At 76.5% G+C, this 17,344-nt stretch carries 12 protein-coding genes; 9 read left to right on the top strand and 3 right to left on the bottom strand.

All coding sequences use genetic code 11. From position 1 onward, the window contains the following. Window positions 1-68: 68 nt before the first annotated feature. Window positions 69-833 carry a class I SAM-dependent methyltransferase gene (locus tag ACWFQ8_RS01970; protein WP_453784233.1) on the bottom strand — a complete coding sequence of 255 codons (765 nt, stop codon included), beginning with the start codon at window positions 831-833 and terminating at the stop codon, window positions 69-71. A gap of 81 nt (window positions 834-914) precedes the next feature. Here ACWFQ8_RS01970 and ACWFQ8_RS01965 point away from each other — a divergent pair, with 81 nt between their 5' ends. Next, window positions 915-1,544, top strand: coding sequence for a CGNR zinc finger domain-containing protein (locus ACWFQ8_RS01965; RefSeq protein WP_453784232.1), 630 nt, complete (start codon window positions 915-917; stop codon window positions 1,542-1,544). On the opposite strand, the gene sodX is transcribed toward ACWFQ8_RS01965, so the two are convergent. Further along, window positions 1,448-1,870: a nickel-type superoxide dismutase maturation protease gene (sodX, locus tag ACWFQ8_RS01960; RefSeq protein ID WP_453784231.1), complete on the bottom strand. Its 423-nt coding sequence runs from the start codon at window positions 1,868-1,870 to the stop codon at window positions 1,448-1,450. The two genes, ACWFQ8_RS01965 and sodX, sit on opposite strands and share 97 nt — an antisense overlap. Window positions 1,871-2,041: 171 nt before the next feature. On the opposite strand from sodX, the gene sodN reads away from it, so the two are divergent. After that, complete coding sequence (gene sodN / locus ACWFQ8_RS01955; protein ID WP_384372162.1) at window positions 2,042-2,437, top strand: superoxide dismutase, Ni; 396 nt, start codon at window positions 2,042-2,044, stop codon at window positions 2,435-2,437. 111 nt (window positions 2,438-2,548) lie between these two features. On the opposite strand, the gene ACWFQ8_RS01950 is transcribed toward sodN, so the two are convergent. Further along, window positions 2,549-2,734 carry a DUF6104 family protein gene (locus tag ACWFQ8_RS01950; protein WP_008741559.1) on the bottom strand — a complete coding sequence of 62 codons (186 nt, stop codon included), beginning with the start codon at window positions 2,732-2,734 and terminating at the stop codon, window positions 2,549-2,551. A 117-nt stretch (window positions 2,735-2,851) separates the two neighbouring features. Here ACWFQ8_RS01950 and ACWFQ8_RS01945 point away from each other — a divergent pair, with 117 nt between their 5' ends. From ACWFQ8_RS01945 to fxsT, 7 genes are all read left to right on the top strand, one after another. Then, window positions 2,852-4,942 (top strand): VMAP-C domain-containing protein, encoded by a 2,091-nt coding sequence (locus tag ACWFQ8_RS01945; RefSeq protein WP_453784230.1) that lies wholly within the window; start codon window positions 2,852-2,854, stop codon window positions 4,940-4,942. A 22-nt stretch (window positions 4,943-4,964) separates the two neighbouring features. Next, window positions 4,965-6,110: an AAA family ATPase gene (locus ACWFQ8_RS01940; protein ID WP_453784229.1), complete on the top strand. Its 1,146-nt coding sequence runs from the start codon at window positions 4,965-4,967 to the stop codon at window positions 6,108-6,110. Between the two features lie 147 nt (window positions 6,111-6,257). Further along, window positions 6,258-10,157 (top strand): SAV_2336 N-terminal domain-related protein, encoded by a 3,900-nt coding sequence (locus ACWFQ8_RS01935; protein ID WP_453784228.1) that lies wholly within the window; start codon window positions 6,258-6,260, stop codon window positions 10,155-10,157. Between the two features lie 760 nt (window positions 10,158-10,917). Further along, the gene (fxsA, locus tag ACWFQ8_RS01930) at window positions 10,918-11,058 is read left to right on the top strand and encodes an FxSxx-COOH cyclophane-containing RiPP peptide (RefSeq protein WP_453784227.1); all 141 of its coding nucleotides are present in this window, start codon (window positions 10,918-10,920) and stop codon (window positions 11,056-11,058) included. 439 nt (window positions 11,059-11,497) lie between these two features. After that, window positions 11,498-12,961, top strand: a complete 1,464-nt coding sequence (locus ACWFQ8_RS01925; protein ID WP_453784226.1) for an FxsB family cyclophane-forming radical SAM/SPASM peptide maturase — start codon at window positions 11,498-11,500, stop codon at window positions 12,959-12,961. Beyond that, entirely contained in the window at window positions 12,958-14,214 is a 1,257-nt protein-coding gene (locus tag ACWFQ8_RS01920; protein WP_453784225.1) for an HEXXH motif domain-containing protein, read from the top strand. The genes ACWFQ8_RS01925 and ACWFQ8_RS01920 overlap by 4 nt, the downstream gene beginning before the upstream one ends. An 88-nt stretch (window positions 14,215-14,302) precedes the next feature. Continuing rightward, window positions 14,303-17,311, top strand: coding sequence for an FxSxx-COOH system tetratricopeptide repeat protein (gene fxsT / locus ACWFQ8_RS01915; RefSeq protein WP_453784224.1), 3,009 nt, complete (start codon window positions 14,303-14,305; stop codon window positions 17,309-17,311). The last annotated feature ends 33 nt before the right edge of the window (window positions 17,312-17,344 follow it).

The following is a 17,344-nucleotide window of genomic DNA, read 5'->3' as shown; positions in this document are numbered from 1 at the left end:
GGGCGGTACGGATTCCCGTACCGCCCCTCGGGCGTTCTCCCCGTACCGCGCCAGGCGATCCGAGGTCCCTACCTCAGACCTAGGACCAGTGCGTCCGAAGGGGAGCGCCAGACCGTACGGGCCTCGGCGAAGCCGGCGTCCAGAAGGGTCCGGGCGTGCCACGCCTCCGAGGGGGTGTCCCCGTCGGCGTGCTCCCCGTAGATCGCGAAGCGCTCCTTCACCGCCTCCGCGAGCAGCGGGTCCTCGGCCGCCAGCGCCCACCACTCGCGCCAGTCGGGGACCCCGGACGCCTTGGCCCGGTCCATGCCCGCGTGCCGGTGCGCCCGCTCGGCGGCGTCGATGCGCGGGGTGGCCGGATCGGGCATGCGGTCGGCGTTCATGAACACGCCGCCGGGGCGGAGCAGCGGCGCCAGCTGCCCGTACAGGACGGTGAGGTCGCCGCTCGGCAGCCAGTGCAGGGCGGTGGCCGTCAGGACGGCGTCGTAGGTGTCGTGGGGGAGGGTCCCGCGCCAGTCGGGGTCCTTGAGGTCGGCGGTCACGAACGCGACCCGCGCGTCACCGGCGAAATGCCCCCGGGCGATGGCCAGCAGCGCGGGATCGAGATCGACGCCCGTACTGGTGGCTTCCGGGAACCGCTTGAGGACGCGGTCCGTGATACTTCCCGTACCGCACGCGAGATCCAGCACCCTGGGGGTGGGGCCCACCAGTGCCTCGACCATGTCCAGCATCACCCGGAACCGCTCCTCGCGGTCGGGCATGTACCACTCCTGCTGGCGGTCCCAGCTGTCCTGCCAGGCCTGCCAGTGGGTGCCGTTCTCCGTCGTAGCAGCCATCGCGAACCCCTCCGTACGTAATACCCTCGTATCCGTCTCAGCTGTTACCGAGACGGTAACCCGCAGCCGTAAGGACTACAAGTGGAACTGGCCCATTACTCGGACTATGCCGTGCGCCTGGTCAACACCGAGGAGCCGGCCCGCAACAAGGACTCGCTCACCTCGGTGGACGCCGTCCGCGCCCTGTTCGGCGCCAGCGTGCAGATGGCACGGCGCGTCACGGACACGGACGTCACCCGCTTCCGCAACGTCCGCGGCCGGCTGCGCGCCGTCTTCGAGGCCGCCGACGGCGGCGACCACGTCCTCGCCGTCGACCTGCTGAACTCGCTGCTCATGGAGTTCCCCGTCAGCCCCCAGGTCTCCGGCCACGAGACCCTCGGCGAGGACGGCGCCCCCCACTGGCACATCCACCTCGCCGACCATCCCTCGAACGCGTCCGCGGGCTACGCCGCCATCGCGTCCATGGGCCTGGCGTTCCACCTGACCGAGCACGGCCCGGACCGCCTCGGCCTCTGCCAGGCCCCGCCCTGCCGCAACGCCTACCTCGACACCTCGACCAACCGCTCCCGGCGCTACTGCTCCGACCGCTGCGCCACCCGGGCCAACGTGGCCGCCTACCGCGCCCGCAAGCGCCTGGAGGCCGAGGAATCCGCCCGCAGCGGCCGCAGCGCCGAGACGGCCCAGGACAGCCGCGCCCTCAGCGAGAGCTGACCCTCCTCGCGCGGCCGGAAGCGCAGGACCGCCGTCGCCAGCACCAGCTCGCCGGGCACCGGCCCGTAGTCGGTGCTGTCGCCGGTCTCGTTGTACGGGTTGTCGCCGAGCACCCACCAGCAGCCGCGCGGCCGCCGCTCGACCGCCCGCTTGACCACCAGCAGGTCCTGCTGGAAGGGATGGCGCAGCACCACCACGGCACCCGGCCGGACGACGGCCCCGTAGCGGACCAGCAGCCGGTCGCCGTCGATCAGCGTGGGCGCCATCGAGGGCCCCGCCACCTCCACGACTTCGAACCGCCCGCGCCGGCGCGTCCTGTCCACCATGCGTGTCCTCCTCGTCACCCCCGCATGCTGCCGCACCGCCCCGTACATTCGCTCACCGGTCCCGCCGCGACCCTGGACTTTTGTCCTAAGCCCACGGGGGCGCCCGCGAAATGCGCTTCCCCAGCGAGTAATCTCCCCCTTGAGAAGACGATCACGAGGAGGACACACCCCATGCTTTCCCGCCTCTTCGCCCCCAAGGCGAAGGTCTCCGCCCACTGCGATCTGCCGTGCGGCGTGTACGACCCGGCCCAGGCCCGCATCGAGGCCGAGTCCGTCAAGGCCGTCCAGGAGAAGTACCAGGCCAACGACGACGCCGACTTCCGCGCGCGCGCCATCACCATCAAGGAGCAGCGCGCCGAGCTCGCCAAGCACCACGTCTCGGTGCTGTGGAGCGACTACTTCAAGCCGCCGCACTTCGAGAAGTACCCGCAGCTGCACACCCTGGTCAACGACACCCTGAAGGCCCTCTCGGCCGCCAAGGCGTCGAACGACCCGGCGACCGGCCAGAAGGCCCTCGACCTCATCGCCGAGGTCGACCGCATCTTCTGGGAGACCAAGGCCGCCTGAGCCTTCGTTTCCGCGCTCCACGCGCAGCGGGGCCCGTCCACCTCGGTGGACGGGCCCCGCCGCGTGCGTGGAGCGACTGCCGTCGCGCCGCCGCCGGCCGGCTGCGGAAGGCTACTCGTCGTCGGCTTCGTCGTCGTCCAGGCGGGCCAGCCACGTGGCCAGGCGTTCCACCGGAACCTCGAAGTCCGGGTTCAGGTCGACGAAGGTGCGGAGCTGCTCGGCGAGCCACTCGAAGGTGACCTCCTCCTCGCCGCGCCGCTTCTCCAGCTCCTCGATGCCGCGATCGGTGAAGTACAAGGGGGGCTCCGTGCCGTGATGGGGTGTTTCCCGCCAGGATAATGCGAGCTGTGGAGAGATCTCCCGCCCGCGGCGTACCCGGCGGTAGCCTGGATGCCTCACGAGCGGGGGGCGCGGATGACCGACGGGCGCACGGTGGGTACCGCGCGCGCCTTCGAGCTCCTCGAACCCCTCGTCCACGCCGCGACCGTACGCGTCCACGCCCCTCCGCGCGGGTATGAGACCCGCAGCGGCTACTCGCCCGGACCCACCTGGGGCAGCGGTTTCTTCATCGCCCCCGGCTGGGTCCTGACGTGCGCCCACGTGGTCGGTGAAGGGGGTGCTGCGGTGCGTCTGGCAGGGCGCGAGGTCGGCATCACCTTCTCCTCCGGCGGCAGCGGCGCGACCGGGACCGTCGCCGGGCGCGTGGAATGCGTACTGCCCGAGCGGCTGGAGGAGCGCCGTCCCGGCCCCCGGTCCCTGTGGGACCTTCCCGACCTGGCGCTCGTACGGGTCCTCGCACCGGTCTCGCACGCCTGCGTCTGGCTGACCGACCGGTCCAGGCCCCGGTTCGACGAGGTGGCGTACTTCGGTTGCACCGAGGACCTCGGCGCCCCCGAGATCACCGGCCGCACCACCCGGCTGCACGGCACCGCCGGGAACGGCGCCGCCATCCGGCTCGGCGGCGACGACGACATCGAGCCCGGCATGTCGGGCGGGCCCGTGGTGGACCTGGCGCGCGGCGAGGTCGTCGGCGTGGTCAAGGCCCGGCGGTCCGGGGCGGGCGGCGGGCTCGCCGTGTCCGTCGTCCAGCTGCGCACCCTGCCGATGGCGGCGGCGGACCGGACCGGGCTCTACCGCCGGGTCATGCAGGCCCACGACCTCTACCACTACGACCAGCACCTCAGCGACCTCGACAGCCGCCGCACCTGGACGGACGTGCACGGCGAGCTGCCGCGCGAGGAAGGGGACGCGTACGGCGGACGCGGGCGGCTGACCCCGGGCGAGCGCACCACCTTGTGCGGGCTGCTCGCCGAACTGCCCCCGCCCGGTTCCTCGGAGGTCGTACGGGCCCTGGTCGAGACGGCGCGCGGGGAGGAGCCGGACCCCCAGCCCCCGGCCCCGCTGAGCTGGCGCGACGGGCTGGGGCTGCTGCACGACCCGCCGGGCGGCACGGGGGAGGCCGTGGCGATGCTCCGCTACGCGACGGACGTGAGCGTGGCCGACTACCGCGAGCCGCCGGCCCCCGGCGCCGACGAGGAGCTGTGGGACTGGGTACGGGCCACGGCCGAGCGGTTGTGGCGGCCGCTGCGGCGGGAGCTCGGCGAGCGCCGCGAGCGGGGCCTGGCCGAGCGCGAGCGGCGCCGGCGGTCCTCGGCCGGCCGGCCGGCGCACGGCCGGGCCCGGCCGTCGGGCGGGTTGGTGCCGGGCGTGTCGGTGCTGCTGGAGATCTGGGCGCACAGCTGGGAGGACGTGTACGACTGGCGGGTCTCGGTCCTGGCCGGACCGGCCCGCCCGGGGCGGGTGACACCGGTGGACGAGGGCGTCCGGGCCACCCGGGCGGGGCTCGCGGAGGCCGCGCGGGCCCCGCTCGCGGAGGCCTTCCGGCGGTGTGACACGCACGACGCGCCGGCGCTGCTCGAAGTGGCCGTCGCGCCCGAGCTGTTCGGCCTCGGGGTGCAGGAGTGGCGGCTGGTGGGCGGGGTGCCGGTGGGGGTGCAGCGGCCGGTGGTGCTGCGGCATCCCGTCGGCGGCGCCGGCCCGGCCGCACCCGCCGGATTCGCGGCGGCGGACGCCCGGTGGGCGCGGGTGCAGGCGGGCCCGGTCGCGGACGAACGGGCCGACTGCGCGCGGGGCCGCCCGCGCAGCCCCTCGACCGAGTGGCTGTCCGGGCTGCCCGACAACACGGTTCCGGTGCACTGCCGGGCGCCCGATTCGGAACCCACGCTCGGGTCGCTGCACGCCGTACGGGAGGCCGGTTACGGGGTGGTGGTCTGCCGGCAGCCCCCGGCGGACCCGACCGCCTCGTGCGCGCCCTTCCACCGGGGCCTGCGCGAGGAACTGGCCGACGCGGGACGGGCGCAGACCCTGCCGGTGCGGATGCAGGAGCTGCGGGGGAGGGCGCACGGGGCGGACCCGGACGCGTACTGGGCGGCGGGTGCCGCGCTCGTGTGGGACGACCCCGCGCGCGCCCTGCCCGAGGACGAGCCGCTCCAGGGGGACCTGTGACCGGCAGGAGGGAGCAGCGGCCATGAACGACGAATGGCTCATCTACCGGGGGGTCGGTGAGCCGCACGACGGGATCGACGCCCTGCCCGACCCGCCGCCGTGGCGCGACTTCGACGGCGGTCCCGTGGGGGAGCCGGGCGCCGCGGGCGGCCCGGGTGGCCCGGGCGGATCGGGTGGCTCGGGCGAGTGGCCGGCGGGGGTGGCCGGGACGCCCGACGGGAGCATCGCCCGGCGGCTCGGGGCGCACCGGCAGGCCGCCGAGCTGCACCGGCCCGAGCCCGAGGAGCTGGAGGCCATCAACGCGGCGCTGTACCTGCGCCGCCCGCTGCTGGTGACCGGCTTCCCCGGGACCGGGAAGTCCACCCTCGCGCACGCCGTGGCGCACGAGCTGAAACTGGGGCGGGTACTGCGCTGGCCCGTGGTGTCGCGGACGGTGCTCCAGGACGGGCTGTACCGCTACGACGCCCTCGCCCGGCTCCAGGACGTCCAGATCGCGGCGAGCGGCGGGGCGTGGGGCGGGGCGTGGGCCGGCGGAGCGCCGGGCGAAGGCGCACCGGGCAGCGGGGGCGGCGCCGGGCCGGGCGGGGGGCCCTGGCGGGCGCCCGGCATCGGGAAGTACATCCGGCTCGGTCCCCTGGGGACCGCGCTGCTGCCCACCACGCGGCCCCGGGTGCTCCTCGTCGACGAGCTCGACAAGAGCGACATCGACCTGCCGAACGACCTGCTGAACGTGCTGGAGGAGGGGGAGTTCGCCCTCCCCGAGCTGGAACGGGTCGCGGACACCGAGCCGGAGGTCCAGGTCCTGAGCGACGACGGGGCGAAGGTGACCGTGCGGGGCGGCCGGGTGCAGTGCCGGGCGTTCCCGTTCATCATCATGACCAGCAACGGCGAACGGGACTTCCCGGCCGCGCTGTTGCGCCGCTGCGTCCAGCTCAAGCTGGGCCAGCCCGGGGAGAAACGGCTCGCCACCATGGTCCGCGCCCACCTCGGCGAGGAGGCCGCCCGGCTCGGGGCCGAACTGATCCGCGAGTTCCTCAGCCGCTCGCAGTCCGAACTGGTCGCCGCCGACCAGCTGCTCAATGCCGTGTACCTCACCCATTACGCCGCCCCGCCCACCCGGGAGGACCTCGCCGACCTGCTCATCCAGCGCCTCGACCGCCCGAGGTGAGGGGCCGTGCCACCACCGTCCGACGCCGCGCCGCCGTCGCCATCGTCGCCCTGGTCCTCGGCGTCGCCATCGTCATCGGCGTCATCGGCGGCACCGTCCGCATCGTCACCGTCCGCATCGTCGGCGCCTGCGCCGGGCCCGCCGCCGGTGCCCGCATCCGGGGCGCCCGGCGGGCCCGGCATCCGGGAACTGGCCGCCCTGCTCCGGGACGCCGGGCTCGATCCGACGGCCGGGGAACTCGCCGACGCGCTGTGGCTGGCCGGGCGGATCCGGCGGTCCGGCCCGGCGGCGGACGCCGCGCGGGCGTGGCCGCCCGGGTCGGCGCACGGGCCCGGCGCGGGGGCCGGGGCCGCCTCGGGGGCGGGGTCCGGGACCGGGCCGGAAGCTGAGGATCCGGTCAGCTCGCGGGAGGAGCCCGTACCGCCCGCCGGGGGGCCCGGGGCAGCGCGCGGGCGGGTCGGCCTCCACGCGACCGAAGGGCCCCCGTACCCGGCGGGCGCGGGAGTCGGCGGGGCGGACGTAGCGGAGGAGCCCGAGGCGGAACTGCCCGGGGACGCGCCGGCCCGGAGCGGACCGGCGGGGGACCGGGGAGTGCCCGTACGGGTGCCGGGGGCGGCCGCGCTGCCCCGCATCCTGGACATCCAGCGGGCCCTGCGCGTCCTGCAGCGGCACCGGCCGCCCGCGCCGCCCACCCGGACGGTGCTCGACGAGCCGGCCACCGTCGAGGCCAGCGCCCGGGCCTTCGGCCTGATCATCCCGGTGCTGCGCGGGGAGAGCCGGCGCGAGGCGACCGTACGGCTGGTGATGGACGCGTCGCCCTCGATGGCGGTGTGGCAGGAGATGTTCGAGGAACTTCGTTCCGTGTGCGAGCGGTTGGGGGCCTTCCGGGACGTCCAGGTGCACTACCTGCACCGGCTGGCGGACGGCACGGCGGCGATCGGCCGCGGCCCCGAGCCCGGCGCCGCGATGCGCTCCGGCGAGCAGTTGCGGGACCCGACCGGGCGGGCGCTGACCATGGTGGTCTCCGACTGCGCCGGGCCGCTGTGGCGGGAGGGCGCGGCGCAGCGGCTGCTGCACCGGTGGGCCGAGTGCACCCCGTGCGTGGTCGTGCAGCCGCTGCCGCAGCGGTTGTGGGGGCGCAGCTGGCTGCCGACCGAGCGGGGCACCCTGGCCCGGGTCGAGGGCGGGGGCGGGAAGCTGAAATTCCGGTCGGACCGGCCGCCGGCGCCGGGGCGGCCCACCGGGGGCCTGACGGTGCCCGTGCTGCCGCCGAGCGCCACCGCGCTCGGTACCTGGGCGCGGCTCGTCGCCGGGCTGGGGGCGGGACCGGTACCGGCCGAGGTGGGCCGGGTACGGGCGGACCACCCGGCGGCGCGGGTACCGCCGCCGCGCGCCGAACGGCCGCCGCGCGAGCTGGTGGCGCGGTTCCGGTCCTCGGCCGGGCCGCGCGCCGTCCAACTGGCGGTGTACCTGTCGGCGGCCCCGCTCACCCTGCCGGTGATGCGGCTGGTGCAGCGCACGATGCTGCCGGACTCGGAACCGTCCGACCTGGCGGAGGTGTTGCTGAGCGGGCTGCTGCGGAGGGTGGGGCCGTCGGCGGGGCAGTGGTACGAGTTCGTCCCCGGGGTGCGCGACGTGCTGCTGGGGCCGCTGGGGCGGGACGAGGCGGCGCTGGTGCTCAAGCACTGCTCGGAGTACGTGCTGGCGCACTTCGGGCGGGGCGTACGGAACTTCCCCGCCCTGGCCGTGTCGCAGCTGACGGGCGCGCCGGTCGCACTGCCGGGGCCCCGGCCGGGGGACCCGGGGCGGGCGCCGGCCGGGCGGCTCCCGGAGGCCTTCGCGCAGGCGTTCGCCCAGGTCTCGGCGAAGGTCGTACGCCGCTACCTGCCCGGGACGGAGGCGGGCCCGGCGGCGGCCGCGCCCCTGGCCGCGCCCCCGTCGGCGCGGGTCCGGGCGGCAGCGGTGCGCGCGGCGCGCGAGCGGCTCGCCGACGGGGACGCACGCGCGCTGTACGAGGCGGTGGCGGTGCTGCGGCGCGCGGTGGCGGCCCCGGAGGCGCCGGGCGACGAGCCGGGGGAGGCGGAGACCGAACTGGCGGGGGCGCTGCTGCGGCTGTGGGCGGAGCAGCGCGACCCGGAACTCCTGGCGGAGGCGGAGCGGGCCGTGTCCGCGCCCGCGCTGCGGACGGTCGCGGCGGCGCGGGCGGTGCTGGGCCGGGTGCTGTACGAGCGGGCGCTGGCGGGAGCACCGGACGCGGAGCTGCTGGCCGCGGCGGACCGCGAGTTCGCGGCGGCGGCCGCGACGGGGGACCCGCGCCGGCGGCGCGACTGCGCGATCCGCCGTGCCCGCACCCTGCTGCACCTCGGCACCCTGCACGAAGACCCCGCCCCCCTCCACGAGGCCCGCACCACCCTCACGCCTCTCACGACCCCTCCGCCCCCGTGCCCCCCGCCGGGAGCCGGAGGCGCGGAACACCCGCGGCCAGATGCCCCACCGCCGCCCCCTGCCGCACCGGGCCCCGATGCCCCGCCGAGTGCCGCACCGGGCCCCGACGCCCCGCCGGGCGGCAGCCGGACGCGCTCGTCGCCGCCCGCATCCCTCGGCGACGCCGAGCAGCGCACCGCGCCGCCCGCCCCGCCGGGCGGTGGCGAGCAGCGCGCCGTGCCCGCTGCCCGGCCGGGCGACGCCGAGCAGCGTGCCGCATCTGCCGGTGCCGGGTCGCCGTCCCACACCCCGCCGGGGGACGCCAGTCCGGAGCGCCCGCTGGCCCCCGCTCCGCCGGGCGGTGCGGAGCGCGCCGTGCCCGCTGCCCCGCCGGGCGGTGGTGGCGAGCGTGCCGTGCCCTCTTCTCCGCCGGGCGGTGGTGAGGTGCGCGCCGTGCCCGCTGCCCCGCCGGGCGGTGGTGAGGTGCGCGCCGTGCCTGCTGCCCCGCTCGGCGGTGGCAGTGGACCCGCCGACGCGGGCGCCGCGCCCGAGCCGGGTAGCGGCAGCGGCAACGCCGGGGACGGGGACGGGGACGCGGAGGCGCAGTTGGTGCTCGGGCAGGTGTTGTCGGCGCTGGTGCCGTACGCCGCGGGGGCCGCAGAGCGGGACGCGCTCGCGGAGGAGGCCGCCGCGCGGTTGCGGGCGGTACTGGGAATGCTGCTGCGCGGTCCCGACGGGCCGCCCGGGCAGGCGGCCCGGGTGCGGTTGGAGCTCGCCGGGGTGCTCCGGCACCTGCCCGGGCGGCTGGAGGAGGCGGCCGGCCAGCTGGGCGCGGCCCTCGACCCGCCCGGGCCGGACCCCGAGCTGCGGGTGGCCGCCCTGATCTGCCTCGCACGGGTGCACCGGGCCCGGTACGCCCGTGACGCCGACCCGTTGGCCCTGGAGGACGCCGCCGAGGCGTACGGCCGGGCCCGGCGGCTGATCCCCCGCGACGCGGAGGCCTTCGCGGAACTGCTGCCCGAGTGGGGCGACGTACTCCTGGACCGCGCCCGCGCGGTGCCCGACGGGCGGCGGTTCACCGGGACCGCGGTGCGCGTGCTGCGCGAGAGCCGGTCGGCGGTCGCGCAGTCCGACCCCGGTTCCGCGCACCGGCTGCTGCGGCTGGCCTCCGGGCTACGGCTGCGGCACGCGTACGAGGGCGACCCGGTGGACCTGCGCGAGGCGGAGTACCTGCTGGAGCTGGCCGTCCGGCAGAGCCGCTGCCCCCTGGAGCGGGCCCGCGCCTGGCGGGACCACGGCGACGTGCAGCGGGAGATCCACGGCCACACCCGGGCGGCCGACCGCCTCGACCGGGCGGTGGACTCCTACCGGCGCGCGTGGCGGTCCGCCCTGGAGGCGGGCGGGGACGAGCACCGCCCGGAGGAGGCTCGGGGCGCGGCCCTCGGGTTGGCCGCGCGCGTCCAGCAATCACGCGGCGAGGTACTGGAACGGCTGGCCCGGCCCCGCGCGGCCCTGGACGCCTACCGGGCCGCGCTGGAGCTGTGGCAGCGGCTCGGAGATCCGCCCTCGGAACACCGGGAGGCCGCGCTGTCCCGGGTCCGCGCGCTGGAGACGAGCCTCTGATGCGCCGCCCGTACGCCGGTACGCCCCGCCGTTCGTTTCCGCCACCGGGGGTAGGGGAGAAGGCATCGGCCAACGGCACCCGACGCGACGAGGGGACGGTCAACCCACGGTGACGAAGCATCAAAAAGGTTCCCCGACCCCGACCCCGACCCCGACCCCGACCGAGACTCCGGCCCCGGCCCCGGCCCCGGCCCGACTCCCGGTCTCGACCCCGCCTCCTGTCCGGGGCCGAACGCCGGCGCCGAGTCAGGCCCCGGCGCACGTCCCCAGCCAGGCCCCGGTCACGGCGCGGGGCCCGGCCGGCGCCCCGGCCACGCCTCCGGGGGCCGCGTCGGTTCCGGCCCCCGCCGCGGGTCCGACTCAGGTGGCTCAGGTCCCGAGTGCCGCCCCGGCGCACGCCGAGCTCCCGGTCTCGGCCCCGGCTCCCGGACTGCGCCAGGTTCCGCCTCCGGGGCGGGCCCCGGCCCCCTCCGCCGGCCCGGCCTCGGTCCTGGCCCGTGCCCAGGCTTCGGACTTGGTCGACGCACAAGCCCTTGCTTCGGTTCGGGCCCAGGCCCAGGCACCGGCTGACGCAAATCGCCCTGTCTCGGCCTCGGCTCACGGCCCGGGTCACAACCTTGCTCCGGGCCGGGCCCGGGCCCCGGTACCGGGGCAGGCTGCCACCCCCGAGCAGGCACCCGCCCCGACCCCCGCCCGAGCCCCTCTTCCGGACCACGCCCAGACCCGTTCCTCGGTCGCGCGACGCGCGTGCGGTGGGCGATTGCCCGACCTCTCCGGCCTCGATCTGGCCGAATTGCGCGGGATCGACCACCCGGTGCTCGCCGCGGTCATCGAAGGCATGGTGGAGCGGGTCACGCATCCCGCCGAGATCCTGAACGCCTTTGACTCCGGGGTCGTCTGACCTGCCGACCCCCCGAGGACAACACCGTTCAGCCCGCCCCGACCGCCTCCGGCTCCCGCCCTGACCGTCCCGACCGACCTACCCCGCGCCGTCCCGCAGCAGCCCCTGTCGCCGGCCCTGGCCGCCCCCGCCGTCCTGCGGCCGTCCTTGGTCGCCCCCTGCCGCCCGGCTCCGCCCCCCGGGGGCCCGGTGAGCCGTGCCCGCCCCCTCCTCCGGGGCCCGGGGCTGAGCCCCGTCTTCCAGCCCCGCCGGCGCTTGAGGCGCGGGCGGGGAGCGCCGTGAGGGGTCCGGCGAGCCGGGCCCGGCCCCCGCCCCCCCGGGTCCCGGGAGCCGCGCCCGCCGCGATGCCCGGGTCAGCGCCGTCGGTTGACTGCTTTCCGGCGTTAGGCCGGGGTGTCCCGAGGGCAGGGATGCACCGTCCGCAGCGGGAGGTAAGGCGATGAGGCACACGAAGGCCGGCGACGCCGTGCTGCCCCCGCACCGGAACCAGTCCCTCCGGGATCGGCACGCCCGCCACGCGCCCTGGCCGTACGCCCGACTCGACGTCCCCGCCCTGCGGGCAGCCGGCCACCGGCCCCACCCCGTACGGCAGTTCGTCCTCAAGACCCGTAGCCGCTGCAACCTCGCCTGCACCTACTGCTACGTCTACGAGATGGCCGACCAGGGCTGGCGCACCCAGCCCGCCGTGATGAGCCGGGCCACCGCCGACCGCGCCGCCCAGCGGATCGCCGAGCACGCCGCCGCGCACGCCCTGCCCCGGGTCGACCTCGTCCTGCACGGTGGCGAACCGCTGCTCACGGCCCCGGCCCGGCTCGCGGTGCCCGTCGACGCCGTACGGGCCGCCGTGGCCCGGCACTCGCCCCGCACCAGGGTCACCGCCACCGTCCAGACCAACGGCACGCTGCTCACCCGGGGCCGCCTCGCCGCGCTGGCCGCCGCCGGGATACGGGTCGGGGTCAGCCTCGACGGGGGGCTGCCCGCCCACAACCGCCGCCGCGTGGACCACGCCGGGCGGCCCGGATTCGGCGCCGCCGCCCGGGGGTTGCGGCTGCTGGCCCGCCATCCGGAGAGCTACGCCGGCGTGCTCTGCGTCATCGACCTCGGCCAGGACCCGGTGGAGACGTACGAGTCCCTGCTCGCGTTCGCCCCGCCCAGCGTCGGGCTGTTGCTGCCCCTCGCCAACTGGAGCACCCCACCGCCCGCGCGCCCCACCGGCCACGCCCCCGACGGGCCGCCGTACGCCGCCTGGCTCCTCGCCGTCTTCGAACGCTGGTGGCACGACGACGCGCGGCGCACCCGCATCCGGATGTTCGAGGAGATCATCGCCCTGCTGCTCGGCCTGCCCGCCGCCACCGAGACCCTCGGGCTCACGCCCGCCACCACCGCCGTGATCGAGACCGACGGCTCCATCGAACAGGCCGATTCGCTGAAATCCGCTTACGAGGGGGCCGCCGCCACCGGCCTGGCCCTCGACACCCACAGCTTCGACCAGCTCCTCGACCACCCCGGCTTCGCCGCCCGCCAGCTCGGGCGGGAGGCCCTGGCCGACGGGTGCCGTACCTGCGCCCTGGTGGACGTGTGCGGAGGCGGGCACTACCCGCACCGCTTCCGCGACGGGGAGGGCTTCCGGCAGCCGTCCGTGTACTGCGCCGACCTGCAGGCCCTGATCCGGCACATCGCCGCCGCCCTCCAGCGAGCCACCCGCCCCGCCCCGCCGCCCGCCCCCGCCGACCCCGCGCCCACCCGCCCCGCCCCGCCGCCCGCCCCCGCCGACCCCGCACCCGCCCGACCCTCCGCCCAGCCGCTCTCCCCGAGGCCGGCCGCTCAGCCCCCGCCCCCCACCACCCCGCCCCCCACCACCCCGCCCCCCGCCACCGACCGCCCCGCGGGGGCCGCCTCATGAACCCCGTGCTCACCTCCTTCGCCGTCACCTCCCGCACCCTGCGCGCCCTCGCCTCCACCGAGCCCTCCCCCGACGGCACCCGCCTCGTCCGCGACATCCGCCGCTCCAAGCGCCTGGTCCTGCTCCGCGCCGTCCTGGACGCCGCCCCCGGCGGCCCGACCGGAGAGACCGCCGACCACTGGGCCCTGTTGGAGGACGCCGAACGACACGCCCCGGCCGCCGTGCGCGACGTACTGCACTACCCCGCCACCGGGGTCTGGGCCGAGGAGACCCTGCGCCGCCTGCACGCCCCGCACGGACCCGCGCCCGACCTCGCCCACCTCGGGGCCGTCGCCGTCGCCGCCGCCCTGCGCGCCGGGATCGCCTTCACCACGACCCTTCGGCCCGTGCACGGCCGCCTCGTCCTGCCCACCCTCGGCCTGCTGCGCCCCGAACGCCCCGGCCCGCTCGCCCTGACCGAGCGCTCCTGGGACCCCGACGATCCCGCCACGCTGCCCCTGCACGCCCTGCCCGGCGGCGGCACCACCCTCGACGACCTCGACCCGTACCGCGCGCCCGGCCCGGCCCGCCCGGCGCCCGTCCGACCGGCCCGCCGGCTCACCGCCAAGGGCCACAAGCGCTGGGACACCCAGTGGTCCGGCGCGCTCACCCTCCTCCACCGGTACGACACCACCCGTGCGGAGGAGACCGTCCACCTGCTGCGCTCCGTCGTACCGCTCGCCGGAGGCTCCCGCTCCAGCGGCGCCACCCTCCCCGCGGCTCCCGGCTCCGTACTGGCCCGGGCGCAGGCCCCGCCCGCCCTGGCCGCCACGCTCGTCCACGAGGTCCAGCACGGCAAACTCGCCGCCCTCGCCGACGTGCTGACCCTGCACACCGCCGACCGCACCGCCCGCCACTGGGCCCCCTGGCGCGCCGACCCCCGCCCCCTGGAGGGGCTCCTGCACGGGACCTACGCGCACCTGGCCCTGGCGGGGTACTGGCAGCGCGCCGCCCTCTACGGGGCCCGGGGCGCCTGGGCCCAGCACGCCCGGATCCGGGCCCAGGTGGCCGCCGTCCTGCCCGCCCTGCGCGCCCACGACCGACTGACCTCCGCCGGACGGGAGTTCACCGACGCGATGGCCGCCGCCGAACGGGCCATGGACGAGCTGCCGCCGCCCGGGGACCAGCACGCCACCGCCCGCCGCGCCGTCGACCGGGAGCGCCGCGCCTGGTGCGAGGCACACCCCGAACTCGCGCCGTTCGCGGACGGGTGAGCCGGAGCGGATCGACAGGCTCCGTCCCGGTACGTCCGCGATACCTTGTGCACCCCGTCCACGGCCCGCACCCCAGGGAGACGGCAGCATGACCGGTAGTCGTCAGGACCCCGACCCGGCGGCGCTGCGGCCGCGGCGGCCGCAGCGCTTCGTCATCAGCTTCGCAGGCTTCAACCGCCCCTGGGCGGTGTGGATCGCCCACCGCCTGGAGGAGCACGGACACCGTGTCGCGCTCCAGCGCTGGGACCCGCAGGGCGGCCCCGGACTCGCCCCCGCGCTCGACGACCTGGCCCGCTCCGGCAGCCGGGTCCTCCTGGTCCTCAGCGAGCGCTACTTCTCCGTCGGCACCCACACCGACGAGGAGTGGAACACCGCCCTGCGCACCGTCACCGACCGCCACCCCGAGCGGTTCGCCGCCGTCTGCCTCACCGACGCCCCGCTGCCCAGCGCCGTCGCCGTCCTGGAGAAGGCCGACCTGTGGGGCCTGGACGCGTACGAGGCGGAGTACCGCGTGCTGCGCCGGCTGGAACTCCCCACCGACCGGATCGGCGTCGAGACCGGCCGCCGGGGACCCCGCTTCCCCAACGACCCGCCCGAGATCTGGGGCCGGGTCCCGCGCCGCAACCCCCGCTTCACCGGCCGCAACGACGTCATCGGCGCCCTGCGCGCGGCGCTCACCGAGGCGCCGCCCGGCGCCTCCACCGTCACCCTGCTGGGGCTCTCCGGCGTGGGCAAGACCCAGGTCGCGACCGAGTACGCCTACCGCTTCGCCTCCGAGTACGACGTCGTCTGGTGGGTCCCCGCCGAGGACCGGCCCACCCTGCGCGAACGCCTCGCCGACCTGGCCCCCGCCCTCGGCCTGCCGCGCGGCGCGGGCAGCTACGGGGAGCAGATCCGGGCCGTCCTCGAAGCGCTGCGGCGCGGGGCCCCGTACCACCGCTGGCTGATGGTCTTCGACGGCTGCGACAACCCCGACGACCTCGTCGACCTGCTGCCCTCCGGCGCGGGCGACGTCATCATCACCTCCCGCAACCGCGCCTGGGGCTCCCGGCACACCAGCCTGGTCGAAGTCCCCCTCTACGCGCGGCCCGAGTCCGTCACCTTCATCCGCCGCCGCGCCCTGCGGCTGACCGCCGCCGAGGCCGACCGGCTCGCGGAGGCCCTGGAGGACTACCCCCTCGCCCTCGACCAGACCGCCGGCTGGCTCGCCGACTCCCCGCTCACCGTCGGCGACTACCTGGAACTGCTCCGGCGCCGACTGGACTCCCGCGAGGCCGTCACCCTCTCCGACGACTACCCGCTGCCCTTTCCCACCGCCCTCGCCATACTCCTCAACAACGTCCGGGAGAACTTCCCCGACGCCCTCGCCCTGCTGCGGCTGTTCGTCTTCTTCGCGCCCGGACCGGTACCGCTGCGCCTGCTGCGCGAATTCCCCGCCGAGGACGTGCCCGAGGACCTCGCCGGCCTGATCAACGACCAGATCCGCTGGAACGCCGCCCTGAACAAGCTCGTCCAGTTCTCCGTCGTCCGCCTGGAGTACTCCGACCTGCCCGTGGAGGAGGGCGGCGGGCTGGAGACCGTACAACTGCACCGCATGGTCCACGGCATCGTCCGCGAGGACCTCGCCGAGGACGAGGCCGAACCGCTCGCCCGCGCCGTCCGCCAGGTGCTCGCGGCCGCCGACCCCGGCCGCCCCTCCGACGCGCGGCTGTGGCCCCGCTACGCCGAACTCGTCCCGCACCTGACCACCTCCGGGGTGCTGACCAGCGGCAACCCCCGGATCCAGAACTTCCTCCTGCACTGCCTGCGCTACCTGCTGCTCGCCGGCGAGTACCGCACCTGCCTGCGGCTGTCCGAGGAGACCGACCGGGTCTGGCGCGCCGCGCTCGGCGACGACCACCCCATGGTGCGCGAGCTGAGCTACCCGTACGGCGGAGCCCTGCGCAACCTCGGCCTCTTCCGCCGCGGCGAGATCCTCACCCGGGCCGTCGCCGACCGGCTCACGCGGGAGCGCGGCGAGCGGGACCTGCAGACCCTGCGCGCCAGCAGCGCCTACGGCGGCGTCCTGCTGTGCATCGCGGACTTCGAGCCGGCCCGCGAGATCTTCGAGCACTGCCTGGCCACGTACCGCGAACTGCTCGGCGAGGACGACCCGGTCACCCTCGACGCCCAGAACAACCTCGCCGCCACCTACCGGCTCCTCGGCCGCTACCAGGACGCCTACGACCTCGACCTGGACACCCTGCGCCGCCGCGAGCGGGTCCTGAAGGCCCTGCACATCTCGACCCTCGCCTCCGGCATCGCCTGCGCCATGGGACTGCGGCTGATGGGCCGCTACCGGGAGGCGCAGACCCGGCAGGAGCAGGGCGTCAAGCTCAACACGCAGGTCCTGGGCCTGGGTCACCCGCAGACCCTGCGGGCCGAGCACAACCTCGGCCTGTGCCTGCGCCGCTGCGGCGACATCCCGGGTGCGGGGCTGCGGCTGCGGACGGTGTGGGAACGGGCGACGAGGGTCTTCGGGGCCGACTACCCGTGGACGCTGATGGTCGCCTCCGACTACGCCACCTACCTGCGCGAGTACGGGGACATCGGCGAGGCGCGCCGGATCTCCGAGGACGTGGTCCGCGGCTACCGCTCGCAGCTGGGCCCCGCCCACCCGTACAGCGTCGGCACCGCCGGCAACCTCGGCCTCGTACTCCGCGCCCAGGGCGAGCGCACCGAGGCACTGGACCTCGCCGAACGGGCCCTGGTCGGCATGCGGAACGCGCTCGGGGACCGGCACCCCTGGACGCTGGGCTGCGCGCTGAACGCCACCGGGCACCGCAACATCACCGGTCGTCTGGAGGACGCGCTGGACCTGAGCCGCGAGACGCTCCGCACCGCCGAACGGGTCCTGGGCCGGGACCACCCGCTGGCGCTGAGCGCCCGCATCGCCCTGGCCGCGGACCTCCGGTCGGTACGCGAGGACACGGAGGCGGCCCAGCACGAGGACGCCGCCATCCAGGGCCTCACCCGCACCCTGGGCGCGGAGCACGTCCACACGGTCTCGGCGAAACAACGCACCCGCCCGTACTGGGACTTCGAGCCCCAACCGTAGAGGGGGTCGGGCGCGTCACGCGCCCGGGGAGGT

The organism is Streptomyces sp. NPDC055254 (assembly GCF_053606025.1).
This window is presented reverse-complemented; position numbering and strand designations above follow the sequence as displayed.